This is a genomic window from Streptomyces sp. 1331.2 (genome assembly GCF_900199205.1).
Classification (GTDB): Bacteria; Actinomycetota; Actinomycetes; order Streptomycetales; family Streptomycetaceae; genus Kitasatospora.
In genome coordinates this window covers 6,338,204-6,357,675 of sequence record NZ_OBMJ01000001.1, presented here as the reverse complement: position 1 = coordinate 6,357,675, position 19,472 = coordinate 6,338,204, and the positions used below count along the sequence as shown (strand labels likewise).

Below are 19,472 nucleotides of genomic sequence, written 5' to 3'. Positions count from 1 at the left end.
GCGCGGCGGGCCCGGGTCGTCGTCGAATCTCAGGAGGCGGCGAGCCAGGCGGCGGGGCCACCGACCTGGGTCCAGTCGGTGCCGCCCTGCCACTGGAAGACGCCGCTGCGGTCGGAGCTGAGGCCGTACACGTGGCCGGCACCGTCGATGGTGAACTCGGCGCCGGGGCCACCGATCCGGGACCAGCTCCCGCCGCTGTAGCGCCAGACGTCCCCGGTCGTGGGGTTGGTGGCGAGCAGGGTGCCACCACCACCCGCGACGATGCTGCCGGCCGGGCCGCCGACCTGGGTCCAGTCGGTGCCGCCCTGCCACTGGAAGACGCCGCTGCGGTCGGGGCTGAGGCCGTAGACGCGGCCCGCGTCGTCCACGGCGAACTGGGCGCCGGGGCCGCCGATCCGGGACCATCCGGTGCCGTCGTAGCGCCAGACGTCCCCGGTACTGGGGTTGGTGGCGATCAGGGTGTTGCCGCCGGCGGCGATGCTGCTTGCCGGGCCGCCGATCTGGTTCCAGTTGGTGCCGCCCATCCAGACGAACACACCGCTGCCGTCGGGGCTGAGCCCGAAGACGTGGCGGCTGCCGTCCAGGGCGAACTGCTTGCCCGGCCCGCCGATCCTGGACCAGCTGTTGGGGCTCCAGTTGTAGACGTAGAGGTCCCCGCTGGTCGGGTTGGTGGCGACCAGCCCGCCGCCGCCGGAGACGATGGTGGCAGCCGGACCGCCGACCTGGGTCCAGGTGGCGCCGTTCCAGTTGAAGACACCGCTCCGGTCGGGGGAGAGCGCGAACAAGGCGGTCGACACGGAGATTCGGGCGCCCGGCAGGGCGACGGACGCGGCCGCGCTCACCGGTGCGAGAGCGACCGTAGAGGTGGTGGCCTGGGCCGGGACGGCCAGCAACGGGGCGGCGCCGAGGGCGAGCGCCAGGCCGGCGAGGAGGAGTTTGCGGGTCGTGGCACGGAGGTGCATCGCTTCCAACCTTCTGGTGGTGTGGGAGTGCGAATGGCGCGTGCTGTTGATCCGAGCGGCAGAGCAGAACTGCCGGTGATCCGCATGGACATGCAGAAGACAGTCTTGCCCGCGGGCCCCTGGCCTGTCTTACGACGAACTGCGGATTGTCCGCCACACCCGGGTGCGCTACAAGCACCCGGGGGCCGCGAAGATCCGCCCGCGGGGGCCGTGGTCACTGAGGTCAGACCTTCGTGAGGCCATGCGCATCGCTGTAGGCGCCCTCAGCAGCCGGACTCCCGCCAGCCGGCAGTGCGTAGATTCCACACCGGGAAACGGGCTGACGATATCCTACTAAGCCGCTTTCACCTTGATAGTTACGATCTCCGCATCCTCCAACTTGTCAAGCTCTACGGAAATCTTCACCCTGCCCGGCTCAATTGGCATTTGGAAATATGGCTTCTCGCCAACAATATCCGAGATCTCAAGAATTCCGCTTCGACACTCAATGGTTCCCAAGAATGCCAAAGCTGCGCCTCCCTCATCGCCATGTTCGCCAATTCTTACTCGCACGGGCCCAAAGTCACCATGCAAAACCGTGACGGTCACACAGCGTTCGTTCGCCGATACCGGTCGGCCCCCTCTGTCCGCATCTGGGATATCCCCACCGCCGCCCGCTGCCTCAATCTTCAAGATCCCCCAGGGAACGTTCGCCATGAACTCGTCCATGTCCACCATCCAACAATCGGTCGCGATCCTATGCAGCATTCAAACTATCCGACTCGACAAATTCATCCAAAAATTCACCTTGCGTCAGGGCTGCTCCCACCCTCCCTGGCGTCACCCGGATCAGGCTGCCACCAGATCCACCGCCCTGCTACGACAGGGTCAGCGGCGAAGGTCGAACCAGCTCGATCAGTCATTCGCTCGCCTCGATAGCGTTCATCGTCCATCAAATCTTGCCGCTCGGTCCTTCCAGTACTGCGTCACGGCATCGGCTGCGCAGCGGGCGGCGCGCGCTGAGTCGGCCGTATGGGACGTTCGAAGCACACAGGACAGGTAATGCCGGACGGTGGCAAGCAGTTCACCGGCCGACGGCCGACTCAGGCGGGGCAGGCACCAGGACTTTAACTGCCGAACCTGTTCACCGGCGCGGCGATTAACCCGCCTGTGTCGAACTCTGGCTTACGGGACACTCTGGCCCCCATCCACCCCACATTGCTCATAGCACTCCGCCCCGCTGGATGACCAGCGGGGCGGAGCAATCAAACAGTGCCCGAGATTCTGGCGGGGGTCACCGGGAAGCTATCTCCCTGCGCGAAGCCCTTCATGAGCCAGGAAATCGAGGAAGCTGGCGGCCTCAAATTGAACTCGCCCATCCTCGTGATCCCAGAAATTGATCTGGTCCGCACATCGCCCGTCAATGACCGAGAACCCCCACCAGTCTCCTGTGCCGACCGGGGCTACAGCGATAAAGTCGGCGTCAAGGAACTCCCGAAGGTTCACCTTCAGTAGATCGTCTTCCTGGTCGTCGGAACTAGCGATCGGCAGCAAGTCGAGGAATAGGAACATCCCTCCGCCATATCGCTTCATAAACTCCTTGTACTCACCAGGAAGCCGCGCACCTAGAGCTTCTTCAGCCACCATGAGGTCATCTTCCGAAGCGGTTCGAAACTCAAATACATCAAACCCCTCTGGACTGTTGAGGCCAGCACGTTTTGCGCGAGCCGCAACCAATTTTGCTTCAAACTCTTCAAACTCCATGACTCTCACCTAACGATCATTCCGCCCAGTTATCGAACCAATGGTCCGGGCTGTACGTTCCCCAACCCTGCTCCTGGGACCTGTACCACCAGTGCAGCTGAGTATCTTCCTTGCGCATATCCTTCGTGACGCCTTGATTGTGCGGATTTCGGTGAAGATCCGTTCCGGCCCCTCGGTGAACACTTTGATCAAGCTCGTGGATTGCCGACCCAGGCATCTGATCTGCATGGTGAATCTCCATTCGGCTTCCAACCTGATTGGGTCGAAGTCCAAGCGAGCCTCGAATAATGTCAGAACGAGTCCAAGGCCCGGAATTCCGGATTGCCACGTCCGCAGGGCCCGTACCTGTACCAGGAAGGCAAACGCATTGCACCCCGGGTGGAGTGTCCCCGCAATTGTGCACGAGGATCGGCGTGGCCCCTGTCAGCACATAGTACGTATGGAGCTGACTAACGGTCAGGTTATAGGCAGACGTCGAGTCAGTGTGGTAGTTGCGAACCGATGCGACGGTGACGGTGTCGCCCGCTGGGGTCAGGAGCTGGTGGCCGGCTTGGAGGTCTGCCGCATCGGTCCACCGCTTGGTGGTGACGTCCCAGTACGGGTGGTGTTGGGTTGAGGTGATGGTACTGGGGACCGCCGCCGGGTTTGCCTCTACCGCGGTCGTCAATTGGAGATCGGTGAAGTCCTTGTCATCGGGCGTGATGATGGTCTTCGTGACACGCTCGCCGGCGGTATCGCCGGTCTGGGGGTCGGTGGCGGTGACCTGGTCGCCGATGGTCAGCTGCTCGATCGGCTTGGTGGTTCCGTCGGCGAGGAGAACCTTGGTGCCGGCAGGGAAGCTGTTGCACCACCCTTGTGGAACTTCCGGGTTGGCGGCGTAGGCATCGCCGACCGCAGCAGGGGCGTACGCTCCCGACACAAAATGTGCACTTTGCGGGTCAAGGCCGTGACCTTGGGCCCAGTCTATATAGGTAGCCATCGGGCCTGGCTTGCTATATTCGTGATCACCCAAATGAATAACCGTGTGCACGAGATCAAGCGGCGCCACCACGATTGTGCCGAGGCCAAAAAGGAAGTCCCTGTTGTTGCCTTCGTGGCCTTCCTTGGAATTTGGGTTGCATCGACCGTTGCTGCATTTTGTCGCATATTGCTCGCGAAGCGTCTTATGCGTTCGCCAGTAGCTGTATGCGGAGTACGCCTGGAACTGTTCGGTCTTCTTGTTTTCTTCTACGATCTGGTCGTAGTCTCGCCCCTTCTCGATCGGCGTGATCCCGCCGCTGCACGTGTACATCCCGTTGCTGCACTCCTCGAAGTGCAGGCCTGAGGGGTCGGAGAGGTTGACGGGGTTGTTGTTGCTGTAGGCGTAGCCGTTCCACTGCTGCGGGTCGGCGGCGTCGAGGATGGGGTCGGGGTTGATGAAGCGGCCGGTGGTGGGGTCGTATTGGCGGGCGCCGAGGTTGGTGAGGCCGGTGGTGTCGTCCTTGGTGCCGCCGACGAAGCCCTTGGTGCCGGCCCACTGGCCGGCGGTGGGCTGGGTGCCGCGGAGGTTGCCGAAGGGGTCCGTGTCCCGGCGGGTGACCGTTTGGGCGGCGTCGGTGTTGATCTGGACGCTGTTGGTGCCGTGCGGGTCTGCGGCCTGGATGAGGACGGTGCCGCCGCCGATGGGGGCGGTGACGCGGGTGAAGGTGAGGCCGCCTCCTGCGCTGATGGAGCGCACGTTGCTCATGGAGCCGGTGGCGGTGTCGAGGGTGAGTTCGTCGGTGGGCAGGAACAGGGTGGTCTTGCCGGGGCTCCGGCGGATCAGCGGGTTGCCGTCGGCGTCGTAGAGGTAGGTGGTGGCACCGGCCTGGCCGGTCCTGGCGTAGGAGGCGAGCTTGTCCTCGCCGTTCCAGGCCAGGGTGGCGGTGCCGCCGGTGTCGGTGATGGCGGTGGTGCGGCCCTTGGCGTCGTACTGGTAGCTGACGGCCTTGGACCCGGTGGGAGTTGTGGTGGTGGAGCTAAGCAGCGCGTGGGGCCCGCCTGTTCCACCGCCGGTGTTGGGTGCAGCGGTCGGGGTGTTGGTGCTCCCCATCGGTCGGAAGGCCTGGGTCGTGCTGCTGCCCGTGCCGTTTCCGGTGGCGACTGTCGACCAGGCGGACCACTTGCCGGTGGTCCCGTCCCTCGTGGTCTCGCTGAGCTTGCCGGCCCCGGCGACCGTGACGTTGAGGCCGACCCCGGCCCCCGCAGCGCCGACGGTGGTCAGCGGGGCGATCTGGCCGGCCACGCCGGTGACATCGGCCCACTGGGACCAGGACCCCGCGCTGTTGCGCACCACGTGCCATGGCTTGCCCTGGGCGAGTGCGACGACCTGGAGCCCGTCGTCGGTGTTGGCGAGCGCGAGTTGGCCGTGGTCGGTCTGTGCCCCGCTCAGCGCGCCGGTGACGCTGTAGACGTCACCCCAGCCCTGGACCTGCCAGTTGCCGTCCGGCCTGCGGAGGGGTGCGCCAGAGCTTGCCACCGGCGCTGACCATGACACCAGCGCTTCAACCTCGCCTCCGACGGCACGGTTCGGGCCGGGGGCTACTGCCTCTCCACCAAGGACAACGCACTCCTCGACGGAACCGGCGTCATCCTCACCGACTGCGACGGCAGGACCGGCCAGAGGTGGACCGTGCGTCCCGACGGTCGCATCTACCTCCCCGCCACCGTGGACCCTGCCGCCAGTCCCTCCGGCAGGTGCCTGGAGGTCCCCAACGGGGCGACCGATCAGGGCGCTCGCCTCGACATCTCCAACTGCCCCGGGATCCAGGCGAACCAGCAGTGGACCCTGAACCCTGAACGCACCCCGTGACGTGCCAGGCGAGGTGACGTAGCAGCGGGAAGCCGGGTCACGGCAACGTGACCCGGCTTGCCGGCCAATTATGCTGCGGGCCTGGGGAGTTGGAGAGTACGGACGGAGTCAGCGGGCGGCGGCGGCGTTCCGGGAGTCGCGGTTCTCGTCCTCGTCCTGGTCGTCGTCGTCCCAGCCGTCGCTGCGGTCGCGGTAGAGGGTGAAGCGGTCGTAGAGGACCGGCGTCGGGAGGGGGTTGGCGGCGGTGGCCGGGACGGAGTGGTAGTAGCTGACGGTGATGGTGGTGCGGCCGCCCGGGAGCAGGCCCGGGTCGACGTCGAACACCGCGACGCCGTACGGGAAGTGGGTGTCCGGGTCGGTCACGGCCGACCAGTGGGCCTTCTCCTTGGCGTCGGGGTCGGCCTTGAAGGTGAGCCGCTGGGTGCGGACCGAGGCCTGCCGCACGCCGTCCGCGTCGGCGGGCAGGTAGACGTCGTCGTGTCCGGCCGTGCCTCCGCCGCCGAGGATGAGGTGGACGGTGCCCTGCGAGGTGTCGATCTGCCGCAGGTCGTCGTCGGCGACGGCCGGGGTGAGCAGGCCGCCCGGTTCGGTGCCGCGCACGGGGTGGGTGCGCTCGTAGTCGTGGTCGTGGCCGGCCAGGACGAGGTCGACGCAGTAGCGGTCGAGCAGCGGCAGCAGCTTCTCGCGGATGCCCATGTCGCCGCCGTGGCTGGCGGCCGAGGAGGACATCGCGAACTGGTGCAGGTAGACCACGATCCAGTCCACCGAGGACCCGCCCCGGGCGCGCGACAACAGCCGCTCCAGCCAGCGCAGTTGGGCGCCCTCGCTGTAGTCGCTGATGTAGATGGAGTGCCCGGTGGCCGGGTCGATGCTGGCGTCGTCCTCGACCGCGATCTCGTTGCCGTCCAGGCTGACGAACAGCACCGAACCGACCTGGAAGCCGTACCAGTTGCCGCAGTGGTCGCGGGTGCCGTTGTCCGGCAGCTCGAAGCGGGTCAGGTAGGAGGCGTACCCGAGGTCCCCGCCGCCGGCCTCGACCTCGTGGTTGCCGGGTGTGGGCATCCACGGGCGGTTGGCGGCCGACTTCGCCATGTTGTTCATGAACGCGTTCCAGGCCTGCGGCTGGAGCTGCGGGTTGTTGTTGGCGTACGCGAGGTCGCCGTTGAGCAGGTGGAACAGCGGGTCGAACTGCTCGACCTGCCGGACGGCGGCCGCGCCGTGGATCGAGGACTTGGCGAACACGTTGTCACCCGTGCCCAGGTCCCCGAAGCTGGTGAAGCGGAACGCGGCCCGGCCGCGCGCCGGCGCCGTGCGGAAGGTGCCACGCACCGGCTCGGCGCCGTCGTGCAGCACCTCGTAGACGTAGGTGGTGTCGGGGCGCAGGCCGTTCAGCCGGGCGTGGTGGGTGAAGGTCTCGACCTTGTTGAGGCCGTCCACGTAGCTGCGGCTGCGCGCGCCGACCGTACGGCCCGCGCCCTCGCGCGGCGTCCCGATCCGCACCCGGGGGCGGTTGACGCTCGCCGCCGTCGCCCAGGAGACGGTCATCTCGCGGGACGGCTCGTTGCCCCACTGGAGGTGGACCTGCTCCGGCCCGGGGGTGCCGGCCACCGCGGGCTGGGTCCACAGCAGGGTGGACGCGGGCAGCGCGGCGAGCGTGCCGACCGCCGTGGCGGTGCGAAGGACGCTCCTGCGCGAGGGATGTGCCGAAGGGTGTGCCACCACTGCCGCCTCCTGGGCTCCGGGAATCGCCGAGGAGGCTCCCAGTCCCACCGCACGCCCGGGCGACTTCGGACGGTTCCCACGGCGAACGGCAGTTGAACGACCGTGACGACCGTGACGACCGCGCGGCACGTACGGCCGGTTGGCCGCGGGCCGCCGGGGTGGTCCGGGCCTGCCGTACGGGTGACCCCACGGACGTGTCGGCGGCGGGGCGCCCGGCCGGTCGTGCGTCGGTGGGAGGGCGCCGACTTCGGACGGCGCAGGCCCTGTCCCCGAACCTGAGAGCCGCCCATGCCTGCCACCGGTTGTCTCCGCCGCCTCGTCCCCGCCGCGCTCTGCGCCCTCACCGTGGCCCTCGCCGCCGCCCCCGCGGCCCACGCCGCACCCCCGGGCCGCAGCACCGGCTCCGACCCAGGCCGGGCGGAGGACAGCCGGGCGAAGGAGAGCCGGCCGCAGGACAGCCGGCCCCAGGACGGCCGGTACGACTGGGACAACGTGGCGGCCTGCGAGAGCAGCGGCAACTGGCGCGTCAACACCGGCAACGGCTACTACGGCGGGCTCCAGTTCGACCAGGCCACCTGGCGCGAGAACGGCGGCCTCGGGTACGCCCCGCGCGCCGACCTCGCCACCCGCGAGCAGCAGATCGCCGTCGCCGAGCACCTCGCCGAACACCGCGGCCTCTCCCCCTGGCCCGTCTGCGGCGCCCGCGCCACCCGCAGCCACGATCGCGACGCCGCCGTCCTCCCGCCCCCGGCCGCCGCGCCGAAACACTCCACGACGCCGAAACCCACCGCCGCGCCGACCGCCGCCGAGGACGGCACCTGGACCGTCCGCGACGGCGACACCCTCACCGACCTCGCCGAACGCCTCCGTGTCCCGGGCGGCTGGCCCGCCCTCTACGCCCTCAACCGCAGCACCATCGGCGAGGACCCGGACCTCATTCAGCCGGGCACGGTCCTGGACCTCCCCGCCTGAGGCCCCGCCCCCTCCGAGCCGCCGCCCACGCCCTCCCCTCCCGGGCGTGGGCGGCGCCATTCGGTCCCGTACCGCCGGAAGGCCCCGGGAACGCCGACGGCCCGCCCGCTCACGAGGAGCGGGCGGGCCGTCGCCCGGAAGGACCCGTCAGCCGACGTGGACGCGCGGGCGGCGCGAGCGGTCCGGCTCGGCCTCGCGCAGCACCTCGCGCGTCACCGGCGCGACCTCGCCCTGCCCGAACAGGAAGAACCGCAGGAACTGGGCGAACGGGTTGCCCTCGGTCCACTCGAAGTACAGGTGCGGCCGCTGCCCGGTGCGGTCCCGGACGGTGAGCGCCAGCGCCGCGATCGCGTTGGGGATACTGGAGCTCTCCAGGGTGAGCACCCGGTAGCGCCCGTGCAGGACCTCGCCCCGGACGGTCAGCTCGGACTCGAAGTCCGACGCGTCGTCGACCGTCACCTCGACGAAGACCAGGTCGTCCTCGCCCGGGATGTCGTTGTCGGCCCGGATCTGCCGGATCTTGTCGCGGTACTCGGCGACGTCCCGCTTGGTCGGCTCGTTGGCGATCAGGCGCAGCGGGCGGTGGGCGTAGTCGCGGATGAACCGCTCGGCCGTCTCGTCCAGCACGACGGCCGTGACGCGCAGCTCGAAGGCCCGCTTGAGGCGGGAGAGCAGCGAGACCAGGATGATGCCGGCGATGAAGCAGGCACCGATCTTGACGCCGTCCGGGCGCTCCATGGTGTTCAGCACGGTGGTGTAGAGGAAGACCGCCGCGATGATCCCGAAGGCGATGGTCCAGCCGCGCTGGCGCTTCTTGTAGGCGGCGATGGTGACGGCGATGGCTGCCGAGCTGATCAGGACCAGCACGCCGGTGGCGTAGGCGCCGCCCTGGGCGTCGACGTTCGCGTCGAACAGCCAGGTGATCAGGAAGCCGATCATCGTCAGCACGATCACCATCGGGCGCACGGCGCGGGCCCAGTGCGGGGCCATGCCGTAGCGCGGCAGGTAGCGGGGCAGCAGGTTGAGCATGCCCGCCATGGCCGAGGCGCCGGCGAACCACAGGATGGCGATGGTGGACAGGTCGTAGACGCTGCCGAAGGTGCCGCCCAGGTACTCGTGCGCCAGGTAGGCGAGGGCGCGGCCGTTGGCGTCGCCGCCGGTCTCGAACTCCTTGGCCGGGATGAGCAGGGTGCAGATGAAGCTGGTGGCGATCAGGAAGGAGCTCATGATCACGGCGGCGGTGGTGAGCAGCTTGCGGGTGCCGCGGATCCGGCCCACCGGGCTCGCCTCCGTGTCGCCGGCATCGCCCTTGATGTGCGGCATCACGGCGACGCCGGTCTCGAAGCCGGACATGCCGAGCGCGAGCTTCGGGAAGACGACGAGCGAGACGCCGATCATCACGAAGATGTTGCCGTGTTCGGCGGTCAGCGCGTTGGACCAGTCGGTGACGACGTGCGGCGCCTGGACGATCTTCCAGATGCCGACCGCGACGACGACCACGTTGAGCGCCAGGTAGATCCCGACGAGCCCCACGGCCAGGCCGATCGCCTCGCTGAAGCCCTTGAGGAAGACCGCGCCCAGCAGGGCGACCAGGATCAGCGTGATCACCATCTGCTTGCCGCCGAGCACGCTGGTCAGGTGCGGGTTCTCGACCAGGTGGGCGCTGGCGTCGGCGGCCGAGAGCGTGATCGTGATGATGAAGTCCGTCGCCGCGAAGCCGAGCAGCGCGAGGACGAACAGCTTGCCCTTCCAGAACGGCAGCAGCCGCTCCAGCATCGCGATCGAGCCCTCGCCGCGCGGGCTCTCCTTGGCGACCCGACGGTAGACCGGCAGTGCGCCCAGCAGGGTGACCAGCACGAGCACGATCGTGGCGATCGGCGACAGCAGGCCGGCCGCGAGGGCGGCGATACCCGGCTGGTAGCCGAGCGTCGAGAAGTAGTCCAGGCCGGTCAGGCACATCACGCGCCACCACGGCTGGCCCGTGTGCGCAGAGTGACCAGGGTGATCGGCGGAGCCCCCCGGCTCCCCGCCTTCACCGTCCTGCTGCGCCTGCGCCTGTGCCCGCTCGGCGTCGGCCTTCTGGGCGGCCTTCTCCGGGGACATGTCCTCCAGCAGCCAGCTGCGGAGCCGTATTCGCGCCGAGGACGGATCCTCCGTCGCCGTCTCCGTCGAACCCGACGAAACCACCTTGCACCTCTTGTTCAAGACCCCGTAAAGCGCCGTCGGGCGACGGCAGTGCGCCAGGCTATGCGACAGGCGTCAAGGAGTCGTCATCGGCCCGCGTTAAGAAAACGTCATGACGGCGCAGGTCGGGAAGGGTGACCCGGCGCGGCGGGTGGCGCACCGGGGTCGGGCGCCGGGGCGGGAATCATGATCCCCGCCCCGGCGTCTCGGCATGCGGACGGGGTTACGCCCGGTAACCGAGGACGGTCATCATGCCCGTCTCCGCGTGGTACACGTTGTGGCAGTGCACCATCCACAGCCCCGGGTTGTCGGCGTCGAAGTCGACGGCCAGGGTCGCGCCCGGCAGGACGATCGCGGTGTCCTTGCGCGGGCCGCCGTCCGGCAGCGCGAAGCTGTGGCCGTGCAGGTGGACCGGGTGCCACATGGCGCTGCTGTTGCGGAACTCCAGCCGCACCCGCTCGCCCGCCGCCACCGGGTAGCGCTGCGCCGGGTCGTACGGGCGGCCGTTGAACGCCCAGTCGGCCTTCGCCATGCCGCTGGTGAGCTCCAACTGCACAGTCCGGTCAGGTGACTTGACGGACAGTCGGACACTCGGGTCGGCCTTCAGCTGCGCGGCGGTGACCAGCTTGCCGTCCAGTTCGGCCGGGCGTGCCGAGGCGTCAGGCGCGACGCCGCCGCCGGTGCGCAGCACGGCCAGTGCGGTGGCGTTCTTGCCCTCGGCGAGCGCGGTCAGCGGGAAGGCGCCGTCCTTGGCGGTGACCAGGACGTCGTAGCGCTCGCCCATGCCGAGCAGCAGCGCCTGGGTGGTGGCCTGCTCGACCGGGAAGCCGTCGGTGTGGGTGACGGTCAGCTCGTGGCCGCCGAGGGCGACCCGGTAGGCGGTGTCGCCGCCCGCGTTGATCAGGCGGATCCGGATCCGGTCGCCGGGCTTGGCGGTGAAGGTCTCGGGGGCGGTTGCGAGACGGCCGTTGACCAGGTGGAAGGGGTGGGCGACGTCACCGGCGTCGCCGCCGAGCAGCGGGCTGGTGGCGCCCATCAGCATCCGGGCCGGGCCGCCGGGCGTGCCGGCCGTGCCGGGCGTGCTCGGTTCGCTCGGTGCGCTCGGTGCGCTCGGTGCGCTCCCCATCCCGGGCATCCCCGACATGTCGTGGCCGGAGTGGTCCATGCCGCCCGTCGAGCCGGCATCGGCGCCCGTGCCACCCGTGCCGCCCATGCCCTTGGCGAGTTCGGCCAGGACGGCGTCCGGGGTGCTGCCGTCGATGCCGTCCACCCAGTCGTCCAGGACCACGACCCATTCCTTGTCGTAGCGCAGCGGCTCCTTCGGGTCCTCCACGATCAGCGGCGCGTACAGGCCGCGGTCCTGCTGGACGCCGGAGTGCGGGTGGAGCCAGTACGTGCCCGGGTGGCCGAGCGCGAAGCGGTAGTCGAAGGAGGCGCCGGCCCTGACGGCGGCCTGGGTCAGGCCCGGCACACCGTCCATGTCGTTGCGCAGCGCGAGGCCGTGCCAGTGCAGCGAGGTCGGCTGCGGCAGGTGGTTGGCGAGGGTGAGGGCGAGCGTGTCGCCGACGGTGGCGCGGACCTCCCGGCCGGGCAGACGGTCGCCGTACGCCCAGGTGCGGACGGTGCGGCCGCCGAGGTCCAGGGTCGTCTCGGTGGCGGTGAGCGCGACCTTGCGCTCCGGGCCGGGATTGCGCCGGGCCTCGGCGGCCGCGACCTCGGGGCCGTTCGGGGAGAGGTAGCCGGCGGGGGCGGTGGGGTTCGTCGAGGCGGTGGGATTCGTCGAGGAGTGGTTCATGGACGAGTGGTCCATGCCCTTCATCGAGCCCGAGCCGGAGCCGGAGCCGGAGTCGGAGGAGCAGGCGGTGAGCAGGCCGGTCCCGGCGGCGGCGAGCGCGGCGCCGAGGACGGTACGACGGGTGGGTGTGCGCATGGCGGAGTGCACCTCGTGCGGTGGGTGTGGGTGTGCAGGACCTCGCGTCGGCCGTTCCGCGCGCGGGCGCCTTGCGGAGCACGCGGGCACGGGACGGCGGGCGCGCGCCTACTGACGCAGCACCGACAGCCGGTTGAGGAGGATCCGCCCGCCCCCGGGCGGGGGCTGCGCGCGAACGGCCCGCAGCAGGCGGGCCCGTACGTCGGCGGCGGCGTCGCCGCTACGGCGCAGCAGCGGGCCGGCGGCGGCGAGGAGCACCAGGGTCCAGCCGGCGAGGACGGCGAGGCAGACCGTCATCGGGTCCATGCCCTCGTCGGCGGCTGGCTCGGCAACCGTGGCAGCGGCCTCGGCGAACGTGGCAGCGGCCTCGGCGAGCGCAGCAGGGGACTCGGCCTCGGCCGCACCTGCCATCGGTACGCCCCCCGCGTGGTGCCCCGGCAGTTGCCGGGCTGCCACCTCACGCCCCCCGTGACCGCCGGTCGGATGGCCGAGCGTGTGCATCGTCACGATGCCCAGCAGCAGCGCGGCGAGGAGCAGCAGGCGCAGCGCCCGGGGCAGCGAAGGGCCGAACGGTCGCAGCTGCGCCATCGTTCGCCTCCCCACCGTCTCCGTCCGCACCGTACCCCGGCAGGGTATCCCGAAGTGCGGCGGACGATCCGAGTCGGGGTCAACCCCGTTCACCCTCTTGGCAGGTGCAATTTCACATTGCTATGTTACGGCTCACTCGGCGGCGGTCACGACCCCACAGCGCCCGCCCCGACGCTCCCCCGGCAGTCCCGGGCCGGAACCCATGGCACTGCCGCCTCGCACCGCCCTGCTACTTCCCCCTCCAGGAGATTCGGTGTCAACTTCCCGCGTTGCCAGGCGAGTTCTGCTCGCCGCCGCGACGGCAGCCACGCTCACGCTGCCCACCCTGCAGACCGCCCAGGCTGTCACCCCACCCACCCCGACCACGTCCGCCACCGCGCCGACGACCGCCCAGGCCGGCCCCGCCAAGGCCGCACCCACCCCCGCCGGTTCCACCCCCACCGACCCCGACCAGCGCACCGCCTACGACGACGCCGACCACCTCGGCACCGACGCCGCCAAGCCCGGCGCACCCGCCCCGGCCCCCGGCGGCGGCTCGCTCGGCAGCACCCTCGTCCCCGGCCTGCTGCCCGACCACGTCGGCGCCCCCGCACCCACCGCCGACCAGGTCGCCGCCGCGCCCGGCGCCACCGCGCCCAGCACCGCCGCCGGCGTGCCCTGTACCGTCGACGGCTTCACCGGCCTGTCCGCCGCCCAGCTGACCGCCTTCCTCACCGACCCGGCCGTCACCGCCGACGGCTGTCTGCGCACCGTCATCTGGACCTGGGACGCCCGCTTCGCCACCACCATGGACAACGCCCACGTCCAGGCCGTCGCCAACCGGATCACCCAGCTGTCCGCGACCGACGACGGCACCGGCAGCTCACACCTCTACGAGCTGTGGACGTACCTGCACGCGACCGTCTACCACGCTTTCAGTCACCACGAGTTGAACATCGGCGACCCGGCCACGCTCAACGCGATCCAGCAGGCGGTCACGGCGTACGCGGGCAGCGCGCACGCCTTCGACCGCACCGACCTCGCCGCGAACACCCTGCGCGAGACCGCCATCACCGCCGGCGCCGACGGCCTGCGCCAGCACAACCTCGGCCTCGCCCGCCGGATCCTGGGCGTGCTCGCCCCCGGCACCACCGTCGCCGACAGCGCGGCCTGGGGCAACGCCGTCCTCCAGGCGCTCAACCTCAACTACCTGGGCATCTACAACCAGGACCCGGCCTTCCTCTCCGCCGTCGCCGCCGACGCCGACTACCGGGCCGCGTTCCGCGCCTACGCCTCCTGGGGGCACCTCAAGGGCACCAAGAACGCCTGGGCCGCCCGCGACGCCGTCGGCGAGTACGGCCGCTTCGGACAGGTCCCTGCCCTGCACGACGCCACCGTCGCCGACCTCGGCCCGGTGATCGACGCCACCAAGGCCGCCTTCGGCGAGTGGTCCGACCCGTGGGCCAAGGCCATCGGCTGGGCCAACACCTACGGCGTCTGCAAGCAGTACGGCGTCTGCATCGCCGACCTGGAGGCGAAGCTCTTCCCGAACACCTTCACCTACGACAACGGCGCCATCGAGGTCCGCACCGCCCTCGACAAGGCCACCGTCGACCAGATGTACTACGCGAGCAAGCAGGTCAAGACCCAGTACTTCCGCGTCCTCGGCACCGACCAGCCGCTCGCCGGGGACGTCAACTCCACGCTGCACATCCACCTCTACGCCTCGCGCGCCGACTACGAGGTCTACCAGCCGATCCTCACCGGCTACAGCACCAGCAACGGCGGCATCTACATCGAGCGCGGCGCCACCTTCTACACCTACCAGCGGCGCGTCCCGCAGGACTCCACGCTCACCCTCGAAGAGCTCTTCCGCCACGAGTACGTGCACTACCTCAACGGCCGGTGGGCGGTGCCGGGTTACTTCGGCGACCCGCGCTGGTACGCCGACGACAAGACCACCGCGATGGACGAGGGCACCGCCGAGTTCTTCGACGGCTCCACCCGCGACCAGGGCATCCTGGTGCGCAAGTCGCTGGTCCGCAAGCTCGCCTCCGACGAGGCCGCCGGCATACCCCGGATGACCGTCGCCCAGCTCCTGCACGCCAAGTACACCGACACCCCGGCGTTCCACTTCTACAACTACGCCGGCACCTTCTTCGAGTTCCTCTGGCAGCAGCACCCCTCGCTGCTCCGCGAGATGTACGGCTACCAGCGCGCCGACGACCCGGCCGGCTTCGACGCCTGGCGCGACCGCCTCGGCGCCGACGCGGCCCTGCAGAGCCAGTACTTCGCCTTCCTCGACGCGCAGATCAAGAACGTCGACAAGCTGTACGTCCCGTCGACGACCTTCACGCCCAACGCCTCCCTCGACCTCGCCTGGGCGGACGACGTCCAGGAGGAGTTCGCCGCCGCCACCGGCTCCACGCCGAACTGCAAGGACAACGGCGACTGGGCCAACAAGCCGATGCGGTTCGTCTGCACCGGCCGGATCACCGCCAACCTCTCCGACGCCAAGAACCCGGACAAGGTCTTCAAGGACATGTCCGACACCGTCGACTACTTCATCCTCACCCGCACCAAGAACGTCGAAGGGGCGAACAACCTCAACGACATGAACTGCAGCTTCGGCAAGGTCGACATCTGGACCACCGGCAAGGCCGGCACCTCCGACTACACCTGCGAGGGCCCGCTGCGCCGCTGACGTTCAACCCCCGGGCGCGGTAAGGACTGTGGGGTCCGTACCGCGCCCGGTGCTGTTTCGTCGCCGCGCCCAGGGGCTACTCGCTCCGCGCCTGCCGGACGGCCGCCGCCAGGTGCTCGCGGAACCAACGATGGCCTGGGCCGGCCCGCCCTCCAGCGCCTCCGGCAGGAACAGCACGTCGACCTTCGGCGCCTGTGCGCGGATCCGCTCGGTCAACGGGCCGGCCACCCGCGCCGGCACCACGTCACTGGTCTGCACGGTGAAGGTCCGCTCCAGGTGCACGGGGTCGAAACCCGCACCGGGCCGCAGCACGTTCTCGCAGCCGCGCAGCAACTCGCCCACCTCCTCGCGCAGTTCGACCGCCCGCGGAGTCGGCACCAGCCCCTGCCCGGCCCGCACCAGCCGCGGATCGCCGACCGCGCGGCGCGCGGCCCGCACCGCGCCCGGAGTCTTGCCGCCGTCCGGGGCGGGGCGCATTCTGGGTCCCACTCGGCGATTCGGGGGGAGGCACGGTGGGACGCGGCTTCGGGGTGCTCTGTTCGACGGTGGCGCTGGTGACGGTGCTGGCCGCGGCCACCGCGTGCGAGCCGGTCCTCGTCCCGGCCCGCCGGCCCGTGCTGCTTCCGGAGCCGGCCCCGGCGTCCGCGCAGTGGATCGTGGACCTCGTCGCCGCGCTCAACCTCCCGCCCCAGTGCCCCGAACCGACGCGTTCGACCATGACGGTGCTCGACACCGACGGCCAGGACCGGGCGGTGGCGTTCTGGATGGTGGACAGCCTCGACGTCTGCTACGCGATCATCAACCACAGGGACGTCGCGCCGACCACCATCTGGTTCGCCGCCGTCGAGGACCTGCTCACCCGCACGCCCATGCCGGCCGACACCACGGCGGGCCTGGACTCCTACGCCTTCACGGCCTACCGCGGCCGGGTGGCGCAGATCGAGGTGTCCGGCGACCCCGACCACCTGGTCAGTCCCGTGCGCCTCCGCACCATCGACCTCGGCGCCGCCGACCTCGTCACCTTCGCCGCATACCACTACCGGATCCCGGCCACCGGCAGGCCCCTCTCCCTCTCCCTCTGCACCCCCACCGGGGCCTGCCGCGACGCCCACTGACTTCTCGACGCCCACTGACCGGGTGACGTCATGTCGATCCGGCCAAGGAGGAGGCCTCAAGATCATCACCGACCACAAGGGCCCCGACCGGTCCGGCCGGTCGGGGTCTCCGTGCATGCGGGCTCGGCAGACCCGGAGCCGGACGGGAGACCGCCCGAGCAGCATCGCGGGTCCGCGCGGGGGCAGTGCTCAGACCACGGCCACGCCGGTGCCGGCGAGGGCCTCGGGCCGCAGCAGGGCCGCGAGCCGCTCCGCGGGCAGGAGCCCCCGCTCCAGTACGAGTTCGGCGACGCCCCGGCCGCTGGCAAGGGCCTCCTTGGCGATGTCGGTGGCGGCCGTGTAGCCGATGTGCGGGTTGAGCGCGGTCACCAGGCCGATGGAGTTCTCGACGGTCCGGCGCAGCATTTCGGTGTTGGCGGTGATGCCGTCCACGCAGCGCTCGGCGAGGGTGAGGCAGGCCGCGCGCAGGTGGGTGATGGACTCCGACAGCGAGTGCAGGATGATCGGCTCGAAGGCGTTGAGCTGGAGCTGCCCGGCCTCGGCGGCCATGGTGACGGCGACGTCGTTGCCGATCACCTCGAAGGCGACCTGGTTGACGACTTCGGGGATCACCGGGTTGACCTTGCCGGGCATGATGCTCGAACCGGCTTGCACCGGCGGCAGGTTGATCTCGCCGAGGCCGGCGCGCGGCCCGGAGGAGAGCAGCCGCAGGTCGTTGCAGGTCTTGGACAGTTTGACGGCGACGCGCTTGAGGACGCCGGACATCTGGACGAACGCGCCGCAGTCCTGGGTGGCTTCGACGAGGTTGGCGGCGGTGACCAGGGGCAGCCCGGTGATGGCGGCGAGGTGGCTGCGGGCGGCTTCGGCGTATCCGGCGGGGGCGTTCAGGCCGGTGCCGATCGCGGTGGCGCCGAGGTTGATCTCGTGGATCAGCTCGACGGCTTCCGCGAGTCGGCTGCGGTCCTCGTCGAGCATGACGGCGAAGGCGGAGAACTCCTGGCCGAGCGTCATCGGCACGGCGTCCTGCAACTGCGTGCGGCCCATCTTCAGGACGTCGCGGAACTCGACGGCCTTGCGGGCGAAGGCGTCCTGGAGGACGGCCATCGCGTCGAGCAGGCCGCGCACGGCGGACACGGTCGCGATCCGGACGGCCGTCGGGTACACGTCGTTGGTGGACTGGCCGAGGTTGACGTCCTCGTTGGGGTGCAGGTGCCGGTACTCGCCCTTGGCGTGTCCCAGCAGCTCCAGGGCGCGGTTGGCGATGACCTCGTTGGCGTTCATGTTGGTCGAGGTGCCGGCGCCGCCCTGGATGACGTCCACGACGAACTGGTCGTGCAGCTTGCCGCCGCGGATCTCGCGGCAGGCGGTGACGATCGCGGCGGCCTTCGCGGGTTCCAGCAGGCCGAGTTCCTCGTTGGCGAGGGCTGCGGCTTCCTTCACGGCGGCCAAGGCGTCGATCAGGTGCGGGTAGGCGGAGATGGGAGTGCCGGTGATGGGGAAGTTCTCGGTGGCGCGCAGGGTGTGGATGCCCCAGTAGGCATCGGCGGGGACGTGGCGGTCCCCGAGCAGGTCGTGTTCGCTGCGGGTGGCGGCGGTCATGGGTGTGCGGGTCCTCTCGACGTGGTGGGCCGGATGGGCCCGAGGGTCAGGCGCGGGCGAGCAGGGCTGACGGGTCCAGCGCGGCCACCGGCCGTACGCCACCGACGGGCCGGCCGCCGCCGGCCGCCGGCTCCCCCGCGAATTCGGTCAGCAGTCGCGGGTCGACTCCCGCCAGCGCCAGGGCGGCTGCCGTCACCGGGACGCGCGCCCGGTTCGCCCCGTCGGCGATCTTCAGGGCGACGGCGCGGCCGTCCGCCAGCGCGGCGATCTGGACGCCCTCGAAGCCGTCCTTGGAGAGCAGCCCGGGGACCGCGTGCATCAGTCGGGCCACGTCCCGCCCCTCGCCGGAGGCCATTTCCGGGTGGCTGCGCAGTGCGTTCGCCACCCGGAATTCGGGTGTCCCGGGCGCGCCGGTGGCGATGCGCGCGGCGGCACGGGCCAGTCCGTGGAGGGACACCGCGAAGAGGGGGGTGCCGCAGCCGTCCACGGTGACGTGGGCGATGCGCTGGCCGGTGAGGTCCTCCACGGTTTCCGCGATCGTCCGTTGGAGCGGGTGCTCGGGGGCGTCGTAGTCCTGCAGCGGCCATCCGTTGAGCTTGCAGAGGTGGAGCATCGCGGCGTGTTTGCCGGAGCAGTTCTGGGCGATCCGGGAGGGCAGGCGGTCCTGCCGGATCCAGGCATCGCGGACGGCCGGGTCGTACGGCAGGTCGGGGACGTTGCGCAGGTCGTCCTCGGTGAGGCCGGCGAGTGCCAGGATCCGCCGGGTTCCGGCGAGGTGGCGTTCCTCGCCGGAATGGCTGCCCATCGCGAGGGCGAGCAGTTCGCCGTCGAGCGGCAGTCCGGCGCGGACCATGGCGACGGCCTGGAGGGGTTTGAGGGCCGAGCGCGGGAAGAAGGCGGTCTCGACGTCGCCGAGGCGGAAGCGGACGCCTCCGGCCGCGTCGAGGACGACGACGGAGCCGTAGTGGGTGCTCTCGACCACGCCGCCACGGGTGACGTGGGCGACCGGAACGTGGCGGGGCTCGCGGATCGCGGGTGCGTCCGCACGGGGGCTGGTGAGCATGACTGCCTCGATCGTGATGACGTGGGGGGTGCGGACCTGCGGGCGGCGGGCGCGGGCGGATGCGCGGGTGTTCCGCGCATC

14 protein-coding genes and 1 pseudogene are annotated in these 19,472 nt (G+C 70.3%); 4 read left to right on the top strand and 11 right to left on the bottom strand.

The genetic code is table 11. The annotated features are described in order from the left end of the window. Window positions 1-29: 29 nt before the first annotated feature. The 4 genes from CRP52_RS27700 to CRP52_RS27690 all read right to left on the bottom strand — a co-directional run bounded on the left by CRP52_RS27700 (window position 30) and on the right by CRP52_RS27690 (window position 5,202). Entirely contained in the window at window positions 30-962 is a 933-nt protein-coding gene (locus tag CRP52_RS27700) for a hypothetical protein (RefSeq protein ID WP_097238876.1), read from the bottom strand. A gap of 333 nt (window positions 963-1,295) precedes the next feature. Further along, window positions 1,296-1,670 carry a hypothetical protein gene (locus CRP52_RS37745; protein WP_143685836.1) on the bottom strand — a complete coding sequence of 125 codons (375 nt, stop codon included), beginning with the start codon at window positions 1,668-1,670 and terminating at the stop codon, window positions 1,296-1,298. 576 nt (window positions 1,671-2,246) lie between these two features. Further along, the gene (locus CRP52_RS27695; protein ID WP_097238875.1) at window positions 2,247-2,705 is read right to left on the bottom strand and encodes an SMI1/KNR4 family protein; all 459 of its coding nucleotides are present in this window, start codon (window positions 2,703-2,705) and stop codon (window positions 2,247-2,249) included. Window positions 2,706-2,721: 16 nt separating this feature from the next. Further along, entirely contained in the window at window positions 2,722-5,202 is a 2,481-nt protein-coding gene (locus CRP52_RS27690) for an RHS repeat-associated core domain-containing protein (protein WP_097238874.1), read from the bottom strand. A 30-nt stretch (window positions 5,203-5,232) separates the two neighbouring features. On the opposite strand from CRP52_RS27690, the pseudogene CRP52_RS40895 reads away from it, so the two are divergent. Then, a pseudogene (locus CRP52_RS40895) lies at window positions 5,233-5,535 on the top strand (ricin-type beta-trefoil lectin domain protein); the annotation flags it as partial. Window positions 5,536-5,643: 108 nt separating this feature from the next. Here the strand turns inward: CRP52_RS40895 and CRP52_RS27685 are convergent. After that, window positions 5,644-7,254, bottom strand: coding sequence for a purple acid phosphatase family protein (locus CRP52_RS27685; RefSeq protein ID WP_143685835.1), 1,611 nt, complete (start codon window positions 7,252-7,254; stop codon window positions 5,644-5,646). 291 nt (window positions 7,255-7,545) lie between these two features. On the opposite strand from CRP52_RS27685, the gene CRP52_RS40630 reads away from it, so the two are divergent. Beyond that, on the top strand, window positions 7,546-8,229 hold the full coding sequence (locus tag CRP52_RS40630) for a LysM peptidoglycan-binding domain-containing protein (protein ID WP_097238872.1): 684 nt from the start codon (window positions 7,546-7,548) through the stop codon (window positions 8,227-8,229). A 147-nt stretch (window positions 8,230-8,376) separates the two neighbouring features. Here CRP52_RS40630 and CRP52_RS27675 read toward each other — a convergent pair whose 3' ends face one another. The 3 genes from CRP52_RS27675 to CRP52_RS27665 form a co-directional block, all read right to left on the bottom strand. Beyond that, window positions 8,377-10,332: an APC family permease gene (locus CRP52_RS27675; RefSeq protein ID WP_257033141.1), complete on the bottom strand. Its 1,956-nt coding sequence runs from the start codon at window positions 10,330-10,332 to the stop codon at window positions 8,377-8,379. 304 nt (window positions 10,333-10,636) lie between these two features. Further along, complete coding sequence (locus tag CRP52_RS27670) at window positions 10,637-12,343, bottom strand: multicopper oxidase family protein (RefSeq protein ID WP_097238870.1); 1,707 nt, start codon at window positions 12,341-12,343, stop codon at window positions 10,637-10,639. Between the two features lie 108 nt (window positions 12,344-12,451). Next, window positions 12,452-12,931, bottom strand: coding sequence for a hypothetical protein (locus CRP52_RS27665; RefSeq protein WP_097238869.1), 480 nt, complete (start codon window positions 12,929-12,931; stop codon window positions 12,452-12,454). 253 nt (window positions 12,932-13,184) lie between these two features. Here CRP52_RS27665 and CRP52_RS27660 point away from each other — a divergent pair, with 253 nt between their 5' ends. Then, window positions 13,185-15,614, top strand: a complete 2,430-nt coding sequence (locus CRP52_RS27660) for a collagenase (RefSeq protein WP_257032881.1) — start codon at window positions 13,185-13,187, stop codon at window positions 15,612-15,614. A 3-nt stretch (window positions 15,615-15,617) separates the two neighbouring features. Here CRP52_RS27660 and CRP52_RS39895 read toward each other — a convergent pair whose 3' ends face one another. After that, window positions 15,618-16,091, bottom strand: a complete 474-nt coding sequence (locus tag CRP52_RS39895; protein ID WP_257032880.1) for a hypothetical protein — start codon at window positions 16,089-16,091, stop codon at window positions 15,618-15,620. A 35-nt stretch (window positions 16,092-16,126) separates the two neighbouring features. On the opposite strand from CRP52_RS39895, the gene CRP52_RS27650 reads away from it, so the two are divergent. Beyond that, window positions 16,127-16,729 carry a hypothetical protein gene (locus CRP52_RS27650; protein WP_097238867.1) on the top strand — a complete coding sequence of 201 codons (603 nt, stop codon included), beginning with the start codon at window positions 16,127-16,129 and terminating at the stop codon, window positions 16,727-16,729. Between the two features lie 189 nt (window positions 16,730-16,918). On the opposite strand, the gene aspA is transcribed toward CRP52_RS27650, so the two are convergent. After that, window positions 16,919-18,328, bottom strand: a complete 1,410-nt coding sequence (gene aspA, locus CRP52_RS27645; RefSeq protein WP_097238866.1) for an aspartate ammonia-lyase — start codon at window positions 18,326-18,328, stop codon at window positions 16,919-16,921. Window positions 18,329-18,374: 46 nt separating this feature from the next. Further along, complete coding sequence (locus CRP52_RS27640) at window positions 18,375-19,391, bottom strand: asparaginase (protein WP_097238865.1); 1,017 nt, start codon at window positions 19,389-19,391, stop codon at window positions 18,375-18,377. Window positions 19,392-19,472: the final 81 nt, after the last annotated feature.